The following is a 17977-nucleotide window of genomic DNA, read 5'->3' on the forward strand; positions in this document are numbered from 1 at the left end:
GCAATGATATACTCATTCAATCCAACACTGTTGGTTGGATTAATAACACTAATTCTATTAGAAATAGTACTTAATATTGATAATTTAATATTTATTTCTATATTGTCTGGTAAGTTACACCCCGAACAAAGAAATAAAGCCCGTTTGATAGGTTTGGGATTATCATTTACTCTAAAATTAATTTTACTAACAATAATATCATGGATCATTACTTTTAATAATCCCATTTTTAGCAATAAATATTTTAATTTTTCTGTACATAATATCATACTACTATTTGGAGGATCATTTCTTCTAATAAAATCCACCATTGAATTATATGAAAAATCACAACAGTATATTATTCACAACCAATATAAAAGTAAATATTCTGGTTTTTGGGTTACTGTTCTTCAAATCATAATTATAGATATCATTTTTTCGTTAGATTCTGTTATTACTGCAGTTGGCATGATAAAGAGACTACTTATCATGATTCTTGCAGTAATGATAACTACTATACTAATGTTTATAGCCACAAAACAACTTACAAAATTTATCAATACGCATAAAAAAATCATAATATTATGTTTAATTTTATTATTAATTATTGGATGTATTTTAATACTAGAATCATTTGGAATATATATTTCCAAAAATTATATATATATTACAGTAGGGTTTACTATAATTACTGAATTTTTTAATCAAACTTTTTTTAAAAAATATATATCATAAACCTAAACATATCAAAAAATAATTTTATAAAATTATTTTAAAATTGATATTTACATAGTTAAATAAAACAAAAAATAAAAAATTTTTTATTAATTCATATATTATATAATTAAGTAAGTAATTACATGAAATAAAAATTTTCAATTTATAAAAATAATTTGATATTAAATATTAACAAAAATATATAATATTACATTCTAAAATTAATTTTAATTGAAAAATATAAACATTTTCTAATAAAAATTATTTACTTTATATATAAAATAATTAATATTATGTGTAACATATATAAGTACATCACTAAAACAATCAATTTTTGATAAAATTCTCAAAAATATATTCAATTTTTATTAATTTATAATAAATAAATATATTTTAAAAATATATTAAAATATTTCATCACTTATATCAAAATATATATAAATATTTTACTTATATTCAAAAAAGGTTAAATATATCTGCAATTTTATTATAAATCATTATTATCTTTTTAAACTATTAATATATAAAAATATTTTTAATACTTAATACTATGTAAAATAGTATCGTAAATAATATTAAAATTCATAATACATGATCAAACAAAACATTTTATCCATTGATTCTTCTTTACAAAATAATTTAGTTGCTATGTTATATAATAATAAATTATATTACAATGTCCATACATGTAAACATCATGAAAAAAATTTATTAACTATGATACAAAATCTACTTACAGATCAAAAGGCTAGAATACAAGATTTTCAAATTATTTCTTTTACTACTGGTCCAGGTAGTTTTACTGGTATTAGACTTAGTGCAAGTATTGCACAAGGATTATCTATTTTAAATAACATTCATTTGATAGGAATTTCTACGTTAGAAGTATTAGCAGAGCAAATATGGAGATTATATAAGATAAAGAAGATTATTATTTGTAATATTGCAAATAAAAAACAAGTGTATTGGGTTAAATATACAAAAAATATAAAAAACATTTGGAATGGTAAAGAGGTATTATTACATATTAATCAAGCGGTGCAAAAAATTAAAAATTTAAAAAATACATGGTATATTACAGGTTCAGGTAAAATACATTTTCAAAATTTATACAATCCTTTTTTAAAATATATTGAAACAAATCAATCATATGCTAAAGATTTAATTAAATTAACAATTTTAGCAAAAAAAAAAAAAAATTTTTTTTTATTAAATGATATTCAATTAAATTATTTACATAATCCAAAATATTAAAAAATATATTTATTACTATAAACTACATATATTTATTTTGTTAATAAAAATATGTAGTTCACATAAAAAAATTATACAGTTAATTTCATATTATAAAATTCTGGTATTAATCGTTCGTATGTAGAAATTTTTTTTTCATTTTTTAAAGTTAAATCAATATTATCTAAACCTTCGAGTAAACATAAACGATATAAAGTATCAATTTTAAAATTATATTTATTGTTGTCAATTATAAATACATTATCTTGTAAATTAATAGTAGATTGTATACCCGGTGTATTATAAATAATGTTAAAAATATCATTTATATCATTTTTAGGTAAAGTAATTAATAAAAGGTTATTATTAAAACTATTACTATAGAAAATATCAGCAAAGTCTGATGCAATAATAACCCGAAAACCATAATCTAAAAGCGCCCATACTGCATGTTCTCTAGATGATCCACACCCAAAATTATTACGTGTAATTAAAATACTAGATTTTTTATAATCTGGTTGATTTAATACAAATTGCATATCAGGAATGCTGGGGTTATTATTTAAAAAACGCCAATTATAAAACAGGCTATCTCCAAATCCTTTTTTATCTATTTTTTGTAAAAATTGTTTAGGTATAATAGCATCTGTATCAACATTAGACATATCTAACGGTGCAATAATTCCAGTATGAATAGTAAATTTTTTCAATTTTATACTCCGTAAAAAAATAATACTATATTAGTTTTCTTACATCTTGAAATTTTCCAAAAATTGCAGCTATAGCTGCCATGGCTGGACTTACTAAATGTGTACGACCTGCACGACCTTGACGATGTTCAAAATTACGATTACTAGTGGATGCACATCTCTCTCCGGGGTTTAATTGATCATCATTCATACCCAAACACATTGAACAGCCAGGTAACCTCCATTCAAAACCGGATTTAATAAAAATCTTATCTAATCCTTCTTTTTCAGCCTGTTGTTTTACTATTTTAGAACCCGGTACCACAATAGCTTCTACTTGATTATGAACATATCTATTACGTACAACATGTGCAGCTATACGTAAATCTTCTATTCTAGAATTTGTACACGAACCAATAAATACTTTATTAATATTTACATCTGTTAAGTACATACCCGGTTTTAAATCCATATATGATAAAGATTTTAAAACTGTTTTTCGGGTGATATCATCTGAAAAAGACTGTACTGATGGAATAGGCATATCAATAGAAATAACTTGGCTAGGATTTGTACCCCAAGTAATTTGAGGAGCAAGATTATTAATATTAATAAATATTGATTTGTCAAAAACAGCCGTTTCATCTGATTTTAATGTTTTCCAATATTTAATTGCAGTATTCCAATCTGAACTTTTTGGAGCAAATCTTTTATTTCTTAAATAATTAAAAGTAATTTCATCAGGTGCTATCAAGGCCGATTTTGCACCCATTTCAATTGCCATATTACATAATGTCATCCTTCCTTCCATACTTAAATAAGATATTGTTTCACCACAAAACTCAACAACATATCCTGTGCCTCCCGACACCCCAACTTGATTAATAATATATAAAATGATATCTTTTGCACTAATATGTTTTTCTAATTTACCAGAAATATCAATCTTCATTGTTTTATAAAATTTTTGTTTAATTGTTTGTGTTGCAAGTACATGTTCTACTTCTGATGTTCCAATACCGAATGACAAAGCACCAAAAGCACCATGTGTGGAAGTATGAGAATCACCACAAACAATTAACATTCCTGGTAATGTCATTCCTTGTTCTGGACCCATAACATGTACAATACCTTGATAATCATGACTTAAATCAAATAATGTAATATTAAAATCATTGCAATTTTTAAATAGTGTTTTTATTTGATTACGTGCCATATTATTTAATAAATTTATATCATTGGTTCGAGTAGAAACATTATGATCCATAGTAGCAAATGTTTTATTTGGGCATCGTACATTCCTATTATTTAAACGAAGTCCATGAAAAGCTTGAGGAGATGTGACTTCATGCACCAAATGTAAATCTACATATAAAATAGATGTATTACTTATATCGCGATATACTACATGATTATTATATAGTTTTTCATATAAGGTCTGTCCCATATTATATCTCTTTTATTAGCATTTTAGTAATTATATCACCCATTTGATTGGTAGTAATATAATCATTTGAATTATTTGCAATATCAATAGTTCTATATCCTTTTTTTAATACTTGTTTAACAGATTCAAAAATAGCATCTGATAATTCATATAACTTCATACTATAACGTAATAATAATGCAACTGATAAAATTTGTGCAATAGGATTAGCTATATTTTTTCCTTTTATATCTGGTGCGGATCCTCCAGCTGGTTCATACATTCCAAAATTTTTTTCATTTAAACTAGCGGAAGCTAACATACCAATTGAACCAGTGATTTCAGCACAGGCATCAGATAATATATCTCCAAATAAATTAGAACATAGTATTACATCAAATTGATTAGGATTTTTAATTATTTGCATAACAGCATTATCAATATATAAATGTGATAACCTGACATCAGGATATCTTTTAGAAATATTATTTACTGTATCACGCCATAACTTTGAACTGATTAAAACATTAGATTTATCAATCGAAGTAAGTTTTTTTTTTCTTTTTTGAGCTATTTCAAATGCTATTTTTGCTATACGATTAATTTCACGAGTGTAATAACACTCAGTGTCAAAGGCAAATTCATGTAATTGGTCGTCATATTTTCGACCTGATTTACCAAAATAGATACCTCCTGTTAACTCACGTACACATAATATATCTATGCCTTTTTGAATAATATTTTTACGTAATGGAGATAAATCTTTTAACTCAGGGTATAAAATAGCTGGTCTAAGATTTGCAAATAAATTAAAATGTTTTCTCAATGGTAATAGCGCACCTCGTTCTGGTTGTTTATCATCTGGTAAGTGACTCCATTCCGGACCTCCAACTGAACCTAATAAAATTGCATCTGATTTTTCACAACCTGTTAATGTTTTTTTAGGTAAAGCAATACCATATTTTTCTAAAGCAATACCTCCAATGTCATATTCGTGTAAAATAAAATTAATATAACACCTGCTCTTCAAAACATGAATAATTTTATATGCTTCCTGCATTACTTCAGGTCCAATACCATCTCCTGGAAGAATTGCCAAATGAAATTTTTTTTTCATATCAAAACTCATTGAAATTTATATAATAGAAAATAATATAATAATTATTCTTTATTATTATATAAAATTAATATTTTAAAATACATATAATCAATAATTATATATTTTTATTTAATGTTAAAATAACCTGCTTCGCTCGCCAAATACTATTTAAGACGTTAACCATAGCTTTTGCTGATGATTCAATAATATCAGTTGCTAAACCTATACCATGAAATTTTCTATTTTGATATTCTACAAGAATATCAACTTGCCCTAACGCATCTTTTCCTTTCCCTTTTGCAAATAATTGAAATTTTTGTAATAAAATTGAATAACCTGATATTTTATGTAATGCTCTATAAACAGCATCAACAGGACCATTACTTGTAGTAGCAGATTCCGTAAAAATATCTTTTCCGCAAACTAATGTTACCGAGGCATTAGCAGAACCACTAGAACTAGATTTAACATTAAAATATTCTAATCGGAAATATTCTGGCGTTTCTTGTTGATTATTAATAAATGCCAATGCTTCAAGATCATAATCAAAAACTTGACCTTTCTTATCTGCTAATTTTAGAAATGATACATATAATTTATCAATATTATATTCACTATCTTTGTAACCCATTTGTTCCATACGATGTCGTACTGCTGCTCTTCCTGAACGTGAAGTTAAATTTAACTTAACTGCTTTTAATCCAATAATTTCAGGTGAAATAATTTCATAATTTGCTCTATTTTTTAAAATTCCATCTTGGTGTATACCTGAAGAATGTGAAAAGGCATTACTTCCAATAATTGCTTTATTTGCTGGAATAGGCATGTTACAAATTTGACTAACAATTTTGCTTGTTCTAGATATCTCTTTAGTTTTAATAGTTGTATGTACATTTAATATATCCTGTCGCGATATAATCGCCATAATAACTTCTTCTAAAGCAGCATTTCCTGCTCGTTCTCCAATTCCGTTTATAGTACCTTCAATTTGTCTCGCACCAGATAAAATAGCAGAAATAGAATTTCCAACTGCCATCCCTAAATCATCATGACAGTGTACAGAAATAGTTGCTTTATCAATATTAGGAACTTTTTCATATAACAATTTAATAATATTACCAAATTCATGCGGTAGTGTATAACCTACTGTGTCTGGAATATTAATTGTTGTTGCACCAGCAGAAATAGCATATTCAACTATTCTGCATAAATTATCTATGGAAGTTCTTCCTGCATCTTCACAAGAAAATTCAATATCATTAGTATAACGTTTAGCATATTTAATTGAATTAATTGCCATATCTACAATTTCATCAAAATTCTTTCTTAATTTAGAATACATATGTAAATTAGATGTACCTAAAAAAACATGAATACGAAAATCATGTAATACAGACATTGCATCTGCAGCTACATCAATATCCTTTTTAATACAACGAGCTAGGCTACATATTTTTGTATTTTTAATAATTTTTGATATTTCTCTAACAGAGTTAAAATCTCCAGGCGAAGAAATTGGAAAACCAACTTCCATAATATCAATTTTCATCCTTTCTAACGCCATAGCGATTTGTATTTTTTCTTTTACGCTTAAACTAGCTTGTAAAGCCTGCTCCCCATCCCGCAAAGATGTATCAAAAATAATAATTTTGTCATTCATAATATTATCCAAAATAAAAATATTTAAAAATTTATAATCAAAATACTATATATTAATTCATTTATATGTCATTTTTTTTAATTACATGTAATTTTAAAATAAAAATATTCGGATCTTTTTGATTTGCCCTGACGGAAATTATATTTGGTTTCATTTGTATATATTTTTCTACAATAAACAAAATTTCCTTTTTTAATTTTATAAAATGATCAGAATAATTTATACATTTTTTTTTTTTTAAGAATATCATTTGTAATCTTTTTTTCGCTATATATGCTGTATTTGTTCTACGTGATAATAAAACGTCTAACAATGACATTATTCATCTCCAAAATAATCGTCTAAAAAAACTTTTTTTTTTTTCTGTTAAAAAACGAAAATTACATGTTGTTCCAAGTAATCTACTTACTGTATCATGATATGCTTGACCCGCCTGAGATGTTTGATTTAAAATGATAGATTCACCTTTATTAGATGCTTTTAATACATCTACATCTTCTGGAATTACCCCAATCACTGGAATACGTAAAATATCTAACACATCATCCAAACTTAACATATCACCTCTTTTTACTCTTATTGGATTATATCTATTTAATAATAAATACTCTTTTACAGGAAATAAATTATTTTCAGATCGTTTTGATTGAGCAGCAATAATACCTAAAATACGATCTGCATCCCTCACAGAAGTTACTTCTGGATTGGCAATAACAATTGCTTCATCAGCAAAATACATTGCTAAAATAGCGCCAGATTCAATTCCTGCTGGAGAATCACAAATAATAAAATCAAAATTCATACTACATAATTTATTAAAAATTAAATCAACACCTTTTTTAGTTAACGAATCTTTATTTCTAGTTTGTGAGGTAGGTAAAATAAATAAATTTTTTGTATATTTATCTTTTATTATTGCCTGTTCAAGTATTGCATCACCTTCAATAACATTAATTAAATCATATACAACACGTCTTTCACAACCCATAATTAAATCTAAATTACGCAAACCAACATCAAAGTCAATAACTATAGTTTTTTTTCCACATTGAGCAAGACCAGTTGCAATAGCTGCACTGGATGTAGTTTTTCCTACTCCTCCTTTACCAGATGTAATTACAATAATACGAGCCATATATCTATTTCCATCGTTTAAAAATTTATATCAACAAATGAGCATATACAACATGATTTTTCAAAAAAATATGTACACCATTTCCTAATAAATCATCAGATATTTGATCAAATAACAAATATTCTCCAGCAATAGAAACAATTTCAGCAAAAAATTTTGTACAAAAAATATTTCTTGTTTTATCTCCATGAACACCAGCTAAAGCACGTCCTCGCATAGCACCATAAACATGAATATTACCTCCAGCAATTAATTCTGCTCCTGTACTTACATTATTAATAACAATCAAATCTGAATGATTAACATAAATTTTTTGACCCGAACGTACTGGAGTAGTAATAATTTTTGATTGTAATTTTTTATATTTTAACGAATTATTTTTATCTATATAATTTATATTATTTAAAAAATTTTTTCCTTCTGGAAAAATTGGAAAACCAGATCGCATAATTATTTTTTTTAAAATAGAATCAATATATCCGGAAATTCCAATAATTCTTAAACCAGTCGATCTAATTGCGTATTGCATATCATTCCAATTTACTGATGAATTTAAAAAAGACACATTTAATATAATAGAAGCATTTTTAAAAAATTCAGGTGCTGATTGGATTTTTTTATATATTGCTTTTTTTACAACATCTATAGTATTATTTTTAATGTATAAAACTAAAAATGTAAATACACTTCCTCTAAATTCTATTGGATAATTTTCTAACATATAATTCAGTTGATTTCAAATATTTATACTAAGGTGTAATAAAAAAATATAAATATATTATTATAATTTATTAACTAATGTCTTATTCAAAATAAATAAAATATAAAATATATTTAATTAGTTCGAGAAAATATAATCATTATATAATACTTGTAATTTTTAATGAAATTTTTGGCAGAAAAGATTTTTATTTACTATGTAAGATCATTTCAGTGAAAAATATTTTTGTAATAAAAATATTCAGAATTACATTTAAAGATTTTTATTAAAAAATTTTTATGTTATTATTAAAATTAAATTTATAGAAGCATATAATACAATAAAAAAAAATATATATTTATTTAAAATTAATTATTTTTGATATTTATTATAAAAACGTCAATGCATAGAATATATATTTATAATATTTTTAAAAATAAAATAATTATGCGATATCTTATAAAAAATTTTTTTTAATAATATATTTATCTTAATAGAAATATAAATTTATAAAATATATTTTCTTAATATTTTTATATCTATAAAAATAATATCAAATTTATTATTAAAATTATAATACATTTAAAAAATCATTTTAAATTAAAAGTTTTTTCAAATACCAATAAAAGTATTTTTAATAAAAATTTATTTTTTAATATATTGATTTTATCGTATAGTTTTAAAAAACATTAATAGAATTAAATAATATGAAAATATTTTATAAAGATTGATACATAAAATTATACCTTACATAATAAAATTATATTAATTATTTTATATAAATCATGTATATAAAATAGTTCAAAATATTATGTATGTGTTACTAAAATTGATACACATATATTATTACCCAGAGCGGGAATCGAACCCGCAAAGCTGTTAAGCCGAGGGATTTTAAGTCCCTTGTGTTTACCTATTTCACCATCCGGGCAAAAATAAAATAAAAAAGGCGCGTTCTGGAATTGAACCAGATTATACGGATTTGCAGTCCGCCACATAAGCCAATCTGTCAACGCGCCAAAAGATTTTTATTAAATAATCTATATATCGTATACTTCGTATTAATTAATTATATTTTAATTAATTCATCTTATATATTATCATAACATAAAATATTATCAAAATAAATAAATAAAAACTTTACATATAATATTATTTATATTAGTATATAATAAAAATTATATTGATATAAATAAAAAAGTTTTTATATACATATCAGGAGGAGTGGCCGAGTGGTTTAAGGCAGCGGTCTTGAAAACCGCCGATGAGTAATACTCATCCGAGAGTTCGAATCCCTCCTCCTCCACAGATCTTTACATATTACATTAATAATTAAAAAAATTTATATAAGAATTATATTTATAAAAATATATTATCTATGATAAAATGCTCACATCATAATTAATGATATGTTTTTAAATATATTATTATATTATAAAATAAAAGTTTTTTAATCGAATCCCAAATATAAATAATACTAAAAAATATATTACCCAAGAAAACATAAATATTATCAATAAACTAAAAATTTTCCACCAAATAGTACCAATATTCCAGTTCGGAAATAATACGAAAAAAGTAATTAATACAATAAACATCACTAATGACGAAAATATTACTTTAAATAGAAAAACTGGCCAATCAGACTGTAATTTAAATAAGCCCTTGCGATGTAAATTCCAATACAATAAAATACAATTTAACCAAGCTGAAAAACTAATAGATAATGATAAACCTAAGTTACCAAGTTTCATAAATAAAAAAAATAAATTAATACCTTGTGTAAATATTATTGTTATTAATGAAATAACCATAGGTGTTTTCATATCTTGACGTGCATAAAATGCAGGAGATAGAATTTTTACTAAAATCAAACCCAATAATCCTATGGAGTATCCTACCAAAGATCTTTCTGTCATCATGGTATCAAATTTTGTAAATTTCCCATATTGAAATAATACTGTAATTAACGGGTGAGATAAAACATATAAAATAATTGAACTAGGTAATCCTACCATCACACTAATTCGAATACCCCAATTAATTAATTGACAAAATTGATTATATTTATTATTAACAATACTTTTTGTTAGAGAAGATAATAAGATAGTACCAAGTGAGATTCCTAATATTCCTACTGGAAATTCAATTAATCTATCTGCATAATACATCCAGGATACTGAACCTGAAATAAATAAAGATGATAATACGCTATTAATTAATAAAGAAATATGATTAGCTGAAATTCCTAAAATACCAATACCAATTTTCTTTAATAAGTTTGATATTTTTAATATTTTAAAATTTATTTGTGGTAAAACAAACATATTAATTTTTTTTAAAAACAAAAATTGGTATAAAAATTGCAATATACCGCCAAAAATTACAGACCAGGATAAAGCAAAAATTGGAGTATAAAAATATTTTGTAAAAAACAATGAAAATATTATCATACTACTATTTAATAAAATTGGTGAGCATACTGGAATAACAAAAAAATTCCAAATATTTAAAACAGCTGTCGTTAAAGATGATAACGAGATAAAAAAAATATAAGGAAAAGTTATTCTTAATAATTCTACAGTTAACTCAAATAATTTTTTTTTTTTTAAAAATCCAGGAACAATAATACAAATAATATAAGGAGCGCAATATATACCTATAATAGTTAAAAAAAACAATACTAAAATCATAAAACCTAAAATAGAAGAAAAAAACTTTCGGGTGAAATAAATATTTTTTTTTTTATATTGAATAAGAATAGGAATAATAATTTGTAAAAACGCTCCTTCTGCAAAAATTCTTCTTAATAAATTAGGTACTTTAAAAGCTATAAAAAATGCATCCGTTGATACAGATACTCCAAATGTATAAGCAATAATAAAATCACGAATAAAACTTAATATTCTTGAAAAGAAAGTCACTAAACTAATATTAATAAACGATTTTAAGAGATTCATATGTTAATAAAATTTTTAGATGAACGTAAAATTTAAAAATAAAGAGTTATCCCCTAAAATATATTATTATTTCACAACATCAAATAGAATAATTAATTTTTTAGATATGACAATATAAACTGTATAAAAATCTTACATTCATATATTTAATAAATATCTATATATAACAAATTTTATGACAACGCACAAAATTAAATTGAGTTAAATATCAAGGTATATGTAATGTAACATTTAAATATTATAAATCATTATTCAAATGATTTAATTTTAATGTTGCTAATTTATATATTTCAATATATTATATTTTACAAGATAATAAAATAAAATTACAATTTAACAATTAAGTATGAAATGTATAAGAAATAATATATAATAAAATATAAATATTAGAAAAGAATAAATTTAAAAATATATTTCAAAAAATGATATAATAGTTATAAAATTATTTTTATTAAATAATATCTTTGATAAAATTCATTTTATTATAACTAAAGCGTTTATTTTAACATAAAATTAGTAAATGATCAAGAAAAATAAAATTAAAAATATTAACTATAATACATTTGAAAAATGTAATACTATAAAAGGTACGTAAATGAATATTATTAATAGTATTAATATTAAAAAAATGTCTACTATTTATTTTAAAAATAAAAATATCATATCTCATTTAAAAAATACAATACAAAAAAAAAAAAATATTCAAGTATCAAATAAAAATATCTATGATCAAAAAATACAAAAAATAAAAAAAAACAATATATCTAAAAAAACAATAGATCAAGTCAGTCTAGAAAATAATCTAATTAATATTAATAATTCAACAATTTATAATATCAATGAAGAAAATTCTAATTTTTTAAATCTATCAGAATTAATTGGACATAATGTACTAATCCCTGGGTCTAAAATTACTTATATTAAAAATACCAATATAATATATGGTTATTTCTTACCTAAATATACAACATCGTTATTAATACAAATTAAAGATCAAAATCATCATTTAATTTTTTCGAATTTAATTAATACACAAAAACCTGGAAATTATACATATTACTGGAATGGAGAAGTTAATAATATATGTAATTTAAACTCAGGTTTATATGAACTTTCAATCCAAGCTGAAAACGAAAATGGACCATTTTATGTACAACCTTTAGTTCATGGTATCGTGAAAAGTATTGATTATGATCCGAATGCTAATGCATATAAAATTAATTTAGGTATTACTGGAAAAGTTGATATAAAAGATATTAAAAGAATATTTTAAAATATATAATCAAATAAGTGTTTTATTATCTTTTAATATAAAATTTAAAAAATTATTTTAAAAGATTTAATAAAATTATATAAAAAAATTTATTTAAAATATAAAAATCACTTTCAAAATTAATATATTCTTAAAAATAATTTTAATATTTAAAAAAAATATAAACATATTAATATACTAAAAAAAAATATATAATCTTTTTTATATCATATACAATTAAATACTTAAAAATTCGGAATATAATGCATAAAAAAAATATCTTCAATATAAAAATTACTTATGATGATCAAAAACAAAGAATAGATAACTTTGTACGTAAAAAATTTCATAAAATCCCGAAAAACGCATTATATAAAATGCTTAGAACAGGTGATATAAAAATTAATACAAAAAAAATTCAACCAGATTATAAGTTAGAAGTAGGAGATACTTTATCATATTATAAAACAATTAAATTAAAAAATAACAATAAAAATATTTTATTAAATAATACAATGAAGAAAAAATTTTTATCTTACATTTTATTTGAAGATAATCATTTGTTGATTCTTAATAAACCAACTGGCATACCAGTACATGGTGGCAGTGGGTTAAAATTTGGAATTATAGAAATATTTAGATTACTATACTCACATTCTCATTTTTTAGAACTAATACATCGAATAGATCGAAATACTTCTGGTATATTAATGCTAGCAAAAAAAAAATCTACTCTAAAAAATATACATCAGCAATTTAGAGAAAATAAAATTTTTAAAAGTTATACTGCAATTTTACATGGCATTCTAGATTATAATATAAAACACGTGTCTGTACCGATTTATAAAAATATGAAAAATGGAAAAAAAATCATTACAGTTAATCCATTAGGTAAACAATCTACTAGTACTTTTAAATTTAAAAAAAAAATTAATCAACATACCTTAGTAGAAATTATTCCTCGCACTGGTAGGACACACCAAATACGAGTACATGCTGCACATATCGGGCACCCAATTGTTTTTGATGATATATATGGTCATTGCAAATTAGATAATAATATTCAAGTGAAAAAAAAATATAAACAAATTTTATTACATGCATCTAAAATTATTTTTTATCATCCTGATAATAATAAAAAATACCACATTTATGCACCTTTAGAAGACAAATTTATAAAATTTTTTCAAAACATATAATTAAAATATATTCATATATTCCTTAAGGAGTTTTCTATATGGCAGTTCAAAAAAGTAAACCAACACGATCAAAAAGAGGTATGCGTAGATCTCATAGTAAATTAACACCAGTTATTCTATCGCAAGATAAATTTAGTAAAGAAATACATATTCGACATTGTATTACAAAAAAACTTTTTTATAAAGGTCAATTAATTATAAAAAAGAACCACAACAAATAAATATATCAATATTTGATGTAAGTAAAATAATTTTAAGTAAATATATTTAATAAATTACAATATAAAAATTATTTTTACAATATTAAGGTGAAAATTATCTTCTTGAAAATAGCAATGATTTTTCCGGGACAAAGTATACAAAATATTAACCAAATATTACATTTAAATAAATATAATCATGTTATTAAAAATACATTTGATGAAGCATCAGAATATTTACATTACAATATTTGGAAAAATATACAAAAAAAAAAATATATAATTAAAAAACAAGGGTATGCACAACCAATTTTAATTACTATCGCAGTAGCAATTTATAGATTTTGGAAAAAAATCAGCGGAAAAAATCCTCATATTGTATCAGGACATAGTTTAGGAGAATATTCTGCTTTAATATGTAGTGATGCAATAAAATTCTCAGAAGGACTTTTATTAGTGCAACGAAGAGAACATATGATGAAAAAAAATTCTTCATCATTAGAAATACAAATGCAAGCTATTATTGGATTATCAAAAAATATCATTGTAGAAATATTAAAAAAAAATCATTTAATTAAATTTATTAGTATTGCAAGTATAAATTCAAAAAATCAAGTCATTATTTCAGGATATAAAAAACCTGTAGAAAAAATCAATATAACATTAGAAGCACTTGGAGCAATAATTATCCCACTAAAAATTGATGTTGCGGCACATTGTTTTATTATGAAAAAAATTTATAGAAAATTTTCTAAACAAATAAAAAAAATTTTGATTAAAAAAACTAAATATCCAGTAATTAATAGTACAATCATAAAAAAACAAAATAAAAGCGATACTATTCAAAAAAATTTTATTAAACAACTTTCTCATCCAGTACAGTGGGAAAAAACAATGCATATAATTACATTAACATCGGATATTATTTTAGAAATTAGTACAAATAACGTCTTAAAAAAAATATGTAAAGATAATAATTATATTAATATTATATCAATCAATAATTTTAAAAATATTAAATTAACATTAAATTTATTAAAATGAAAATTATACAACCAAATAAACAAATTGCTTTAGTTACTGGTGCGAATAGAGGTCTTGGAAAAAAAATTGCAAAAGTATTATCTCAAAATAACATTTTGGTTATCGGAACTGCAACAAGTATACAGGGAAAAAAAATTATTGATCAAGAATTAAAAAATCATGGATTTGGTATTGTGTTAAATCTTAATAATTTATTTCAAGTGTCACAAATTATAAAAAATATTTATCATACATTTCAACGTATTGATATACTTATTAATAATGCTGCTATTAAAAAAGACCAATTATTAATTAATACAAACTTAGAAAATTGGATGTATACGTTACAAATTAATTTAACTGCTGTATTTTATATTACAAAACTTACTGTAAAAAAAATGATTAAAAAAAAATATGGGCGTATTATTACAATAGGATCAGTAATTGGAAATATAGGAAATATTGGACAGGTAAGCTATGCAACATCAAAATCTGGATTGATTGGATTTAATAAAACACTTGCATTAGAAGTTGCTACTCACGGTATTACCTCAAATATTATTGCACCAGGTGTAATTAAATCAGGAATGTTTAAAACAATGAAAAAATCTCACCAGGAAAAATATTTATCTAAAATTCCTATGAAACGTTTTGGTACACCTCAAGACATTGCATCTGCAGTGCTATTTTTAATTTCAAAAAATACATCTTATATCACCGGACAAACAATTCACATTAATGGTGGTATCTATATGAATTAACATAGATAACACATTACATATATTATTTAAATAAATATATAAAAATATGAAAAATATGAAAAATATTCAAAATCAAATAAAAAAAATTATTTCAAAAATAATGGATATCAAAAAAGAAGAAATTACGGAAACAGCAAATATATTTACAGATTTACAAGTTGATTCATTAGATATTATTGAAATTGCAATGGCTATAGAAGAAAAATTTAATATAGAAATACCAGATACAGTACTAGAAAAATTTAATACTATTACATTTATTGTAGAATATATTCAAAAAAATAAAAAATAAATATTTATGACAAACAATACAGAAAATATATTTCATAAAAAAGGAAAACTTATTATTGTAGAAGGTATTGATGGTGCAGGAAAAACTGATGCTTGTCAAATTATTAAAAAAATCTTAAAAAAATATAAAATAAAAAACACAATGATACGTGAACCGGGAGGAACTCCATTATCTGAAAAATTAAGAAATATTATTAAAAATTATAATCCATATGAAATTATAAATACAAAAACAATACTTTTACTCATGTATGCTGCACGTATGCAAGTAATACAAAATATAATTAAACCAGCTTTGAATAATAGCATCTGGATTATATCAGATAGATATGATTTATCATCATTTGCTTATCAAGGAGGAGGTTATAATATTAGTCAAGATATTATTATGATTTTAAGTAAAATTGTAGTACAATCGTACATACCAGACCTTACAATATATTTAGATATAATACCAAAACACGCACTACAACGAATCAATCTCCGTGGAAAATTAGATAATATTGAAAAAAACAATTTACTTTTTTTTGAACGTACAAGAAATGTATATTTAAAATATATTAAAAAAAATAAAAATAGTTTTACTGTCAATGCTAATCTAAAAATAGATATTGTACACAAAGAAATAAAAAATAAACTAAAAAAATGGTTAAAAAATGCAAAATAAATCATATCCATGGTTAAATTCAATTTATACAGAAATAATTAATAATTATAAAAAAAAAAAACTACATCATACAATTTTAATTGAATCATATAATATTAATAATACATATAAAATCATTTGGGCAATAAGCAAATGGATATTTTGTAAAAATAAATATCATATTAAAAATTGTGGAAAATGCACAGGATGTATTTTAATAAAACAAAAAAATCATCCTGATTTTTATATATTACATCCTAACAACACTAGTAAAATAATAGAAATTGAACAAATTAGAAATATATTGTACGCGATACAAAGCACATCACAATACAATAATGCTAAAGTTATATGGATTCCAAATTATAAAACATTAACAATTTTTAGTATCAATGCATTGTTAAAAGTTATTGAAGAACCGCCGAAAAATACATTTTTCTTTATTGGAAATACTTTTTATAAAAAAGTACATCTTACTTTTCAAAGTAGATGTTTATTGTATAAAATCAATATACCTACCACAAAAGTAGGATTATTTTGGATACAAAAAAATACAAAATTTAGTAAACAAAAATGCTTAATTGCGTTACATATTAATAATAATGATCCAGAATTAGCTAAAAAATTGTTAGAAAAATATTGGAAACAACGCAATCAATTATATCAAAATATTCAAATGGCTACTATAAAAAATAACTTTTTAATATTACTACCACAAATAAATACAAAAAATATTTTAAATAAAATTTATTGGATAATTGTATTATTATTAGACAGTTTGAAATTTAAAAAAAATATTTCATATCTAATGAATACGGATTACATAAATTTAATTCGTAAAATATCCAAAAAATATTCATTTGATAATTTACATAATATATTAAAATCTTGGATTATATGTAGATATTTATTAAGAAAAATAGAAAACATTGATAGTGAATTATTAATACTTAAACAATTACTAAAATGGCAAATTTTAAATTAAAAAATCAAAAAGAGAATAT

General features: G+C 22.8%; 18 protein-coding genes and 2 tRNA genes. 11 read left to right on the top strand and 9 right to left on the bottom strand.

All coding sequences use genetic code 11. The annotated features are described in order from the left end of the window. The first annotated feature begins 3 nt into the window (after nucleotides 1-3). Nucleotides 4-717, top strand: coding sequence for a TerC family protein (locus tag D9V78_RS01115; protein WP_158350603.1), 714 nt, complete (start codon nucleotides 4-6; stop codon nucleotides 715-717). A 573-nt stretch (nucleotides 718-1290) separates the two neighbouring features. After that, nucleotides 1291-1953 (top strand): tRNA (adenosine(37)-N6)-threonylcarbamoyltransferase complex dimerization subunit type 1 TsaB, encoded by a 663-nt coding sequence (gene tsaB, locus D9V78_RS01120; RefSeq protein ID WP_158350605.1) that lies wholly within the window; start codon nucleotides 1291-1293, stop codon nucleotides 1951-1953. Nucleotides 1954-2024: 71 nt separating this feature from the next. Here tsaB and leuD read toward each other — a convergent pair whose 3' ends face one another. The 8 genes from leuD to D9V78_RS01160 all read right to left on the bottom strand — a co-directional run bounded on the left by leuD (nucleotide 2025) and on the right by D9V78_RS01160 (nucleotide 9572). Continuing rightward, nucleotides 2025-2597, bottom strand: coding sequence for a 3-isopropylmalate dehydratase small subunit (gene leuD, locus D9V78_RS01125; RefSeq protein WP_410051744.1), 573 nt, complete (start codon nucleotides 2595-2597; stop codon nucleotides 2025-2027). Between the two features lie 70 nt (nucleotides 2598-2667). Then, the gene (gene leuC, locus D9V78_RS01130; protein WP_158350609.1) at nucleotides 2668-4068 is read right to left on the bottom strand and encodes a 3-isopropylmalate dehydratase large subunit; all 1401 of its coding nucleotides are present in this window, start codon (nucleotides 4066-4068) and stop codon (nucleotides 2668-2670) included. 1 nt (nucleotide 4069) lies between these two features. Then, nucleotides 4070-5164, bottom strand: coding sequence for a 3-isopropylmalate dehydrogenase (gene leuB / locus D9V78_RS01135; protein ID WP_158350611.1), 1095 nt, complete (start codon nucleotides 5162-5164; stop codon nucleotides 4070-4072). Nucleotides 5165-5261: 97 nt separating this feature from the next. Next, on the bottom strand, nucleotides 5262-6806 hold the full coding sequence (leuA, locus tag D9V78_RS01140; RefSeq protein ID WP_158350614.1) for a 2-isopropylmalate synthase: 1545 nt from the start codon (nucleotides 6804-6806) through the stop codon (nucleotides 5262-5264). Nucleotides 6807-6867: 61 nt separating this feature from the next. Beyond that, nucleotides 6868-7125, bottom strand: coding sequence for a cell division topological specificity factor MinE (minE, locus tag D9V78_RS01145; RefSeq protein WP_158350616.1), 258 nt, complete (start codon nucleotides 7123-7125; stop codon nucleotides 6868-6870). A 3-nt stretch (nucleotides 7126-7128) separates the two neighbouring features. Beyond that, nucleotides 7129-7941: a septum site-determining protein MinD gene (gene minD, locus D9V78_RS01150; protein ID WP_158350618.1), complete on the bottom strand. Its 813-nt coding sequence runs from the start codon at nucleotides 7939-7941 to the stop codon at nucleotides 7129-7131. 25 nt (nucleotides 7942-7966) lie between these two features. Continuing rightward, nucleotides 7967-8662 (bottom strand): septum site-determining protein MinC, encoded by a 696-nt coding sequence (minC, locus tag D9V78_RS01155; protein WP_158350620.1) that lies wholly within the window; start codon nucleotides 8660-8662, stop codon nucleotides 7967-7969. 826 nt (nucleotides 8663-9488) lie between these two features. Continuing rightward, nucleotides 9489-9572 (bottom strand) — tRNA-Leu (locus D9V78_RS01160). A gap of 287 nt (nucleotides 9573-9859) precedes the next feature. Between D9V78_RS01160 and D9V78_RS01165 the strand changes: the two genes are divergently transcribed. After that, nucleotides 9860-9947, top strand: a tRNA-Ser gene (locus tag D9V78_RS01165). Between the two features lie 121 nt (nucleotides 9948-10068). Here the strand turns inward: D9V78_RS01165 and murJ are convergent. Further along, nucleotides 10069-11601 (bottom strand): murein biosynthesis integral membrane protein MurJ, encoded by a 1533-nt coding sequence (gene murJ, locus D9V78_RS01170; RefSeq protein ID WP_158350623.1) that lies wholly within the window; start codon nucleotides 11599-11601, stop codon nucleotides 10069-10071. Nucleotides 11602-12196: 595 nt separating this feature from the next. On the opposite strand from murJ, the gene D9V78_RS01175 reads away from it, so the two are divergent. The 8 genes from D9V78_RS01175 (at nucleotide 12197) to D9V78_RS01210 (ending at nucleotide 17958) form a co-directional block, all read left to right on the top strand. Beyond that, nucleotides 12197-12874 (top strand): FLgD tudor-like domain-containing protein, encoded by a 678-nt coding sequence (locus D9V78_RS01175; protein ID WP_158350625.1) that lies wholly within the window; start codon nucleotides 12197-12199, stop codon nucleotides 12872-12874. Between the two features lie 242 nt (nucleotides 12875-13116). Beyond that, nucleotides 13117-14052 carry an RluA family pseudouridine synthase gene (locus D9V78_RS01180; RefSeq protein WP_158350628.1) on the top strand — a complete coding sequence of 312 codons (936 nt, stop codon included), beginning with the start codon at nucleotides 13117-13119 and terminating at the stop codon, nucleotides 14050-14052. Nucleotides 14053-14090: 38 nt separating this feature from the next. Beyond that, entirely contained in the window at nucleotides 14091-14273 is a 183-nt protein-coding gene (gene rpmF / locus D9V78_RS01185; protein ID WP_158350630.1) for a 50S ribosomal protein L32, read from the top strand. Between the two features lie 102 nt (nucleotides 14274-14375). Further along, nucleotides 14376-15296, top strand: coding sequence for an acyltransferase domain-containing protein (locus D9V78_RS01190; protein WP_158350632.1), 921 nt, complete (start codon nucleotides 14376-14378; stop codon nucleotides 15294-15296). Then, the gene (fabG, locus tag D9V78_RS01195; protein ID WP_315984288.1) at nucleotides 15293-16036 is read left to right on the top strand and encodes a 3-oxoacyl-ACP reductase FabG; all 744 of its coding nucleotides are present in this window, start codon (nucleotides 15293-15295) and stop codon (nucleotides 16034-16036) included. Before D9V78_RS01190 ends, fabG begins: the two co-directional genes overlap by 4 nt. 46 nt (nucleotides 16037-16082) lie before the next feature. After that, entirely contained in the window at nucleotides 16083-16328 is a 246-nt protein-coding gene (gene acpP / locus D9V78_RS01200; RefSeq protein ID WP_261978876.1) for an acyl carrier protein, read from the top strand. 6 nt (nucleotides 16329-16334) lie between these two features. Beyond that, nucleotides 16335-16994 (top strand): dTMP kinase, encoded by a 660-nt coding sequence (gene tmk / locus D9V78_RS01205; RefSeq protein ID WP_158350634.1) that lies wholly within the window; start codon nucleotides 16335-16337, stop codon nucleotides 16992-16994. Beyond that, nucleotides 16984-17958: a DNA polymerase III subunit delta' C-terminal domain-containing protein gene (locus D9V78_RS01210; protein ID WP_158350636.1), complete on the top strand. Its 975-nt coding sequence runs from the start codon at nucleotides 16984-16986 to the stop codon at nucleotides 17956-17958. Before tmk ends, D9V78_RS01210 begins: the two co-directional genes overlap by 11 nt. Nucleotides 17959-17977 lie beyond the last annotated feature (19 nt).

The sequence above is a fragment of the Buchnera aphidicola (Sarucallis kahawaluokalani) genome (assembly GCF_005080725.1).
GTDB classification, from domain to species: Bacteria; Pseudomonadota; Gammaproteobacteria; order Enterobacterales; family Enterobacteriaceae; genus Buchnera_L; species Buchnera_L aphidicola_AF.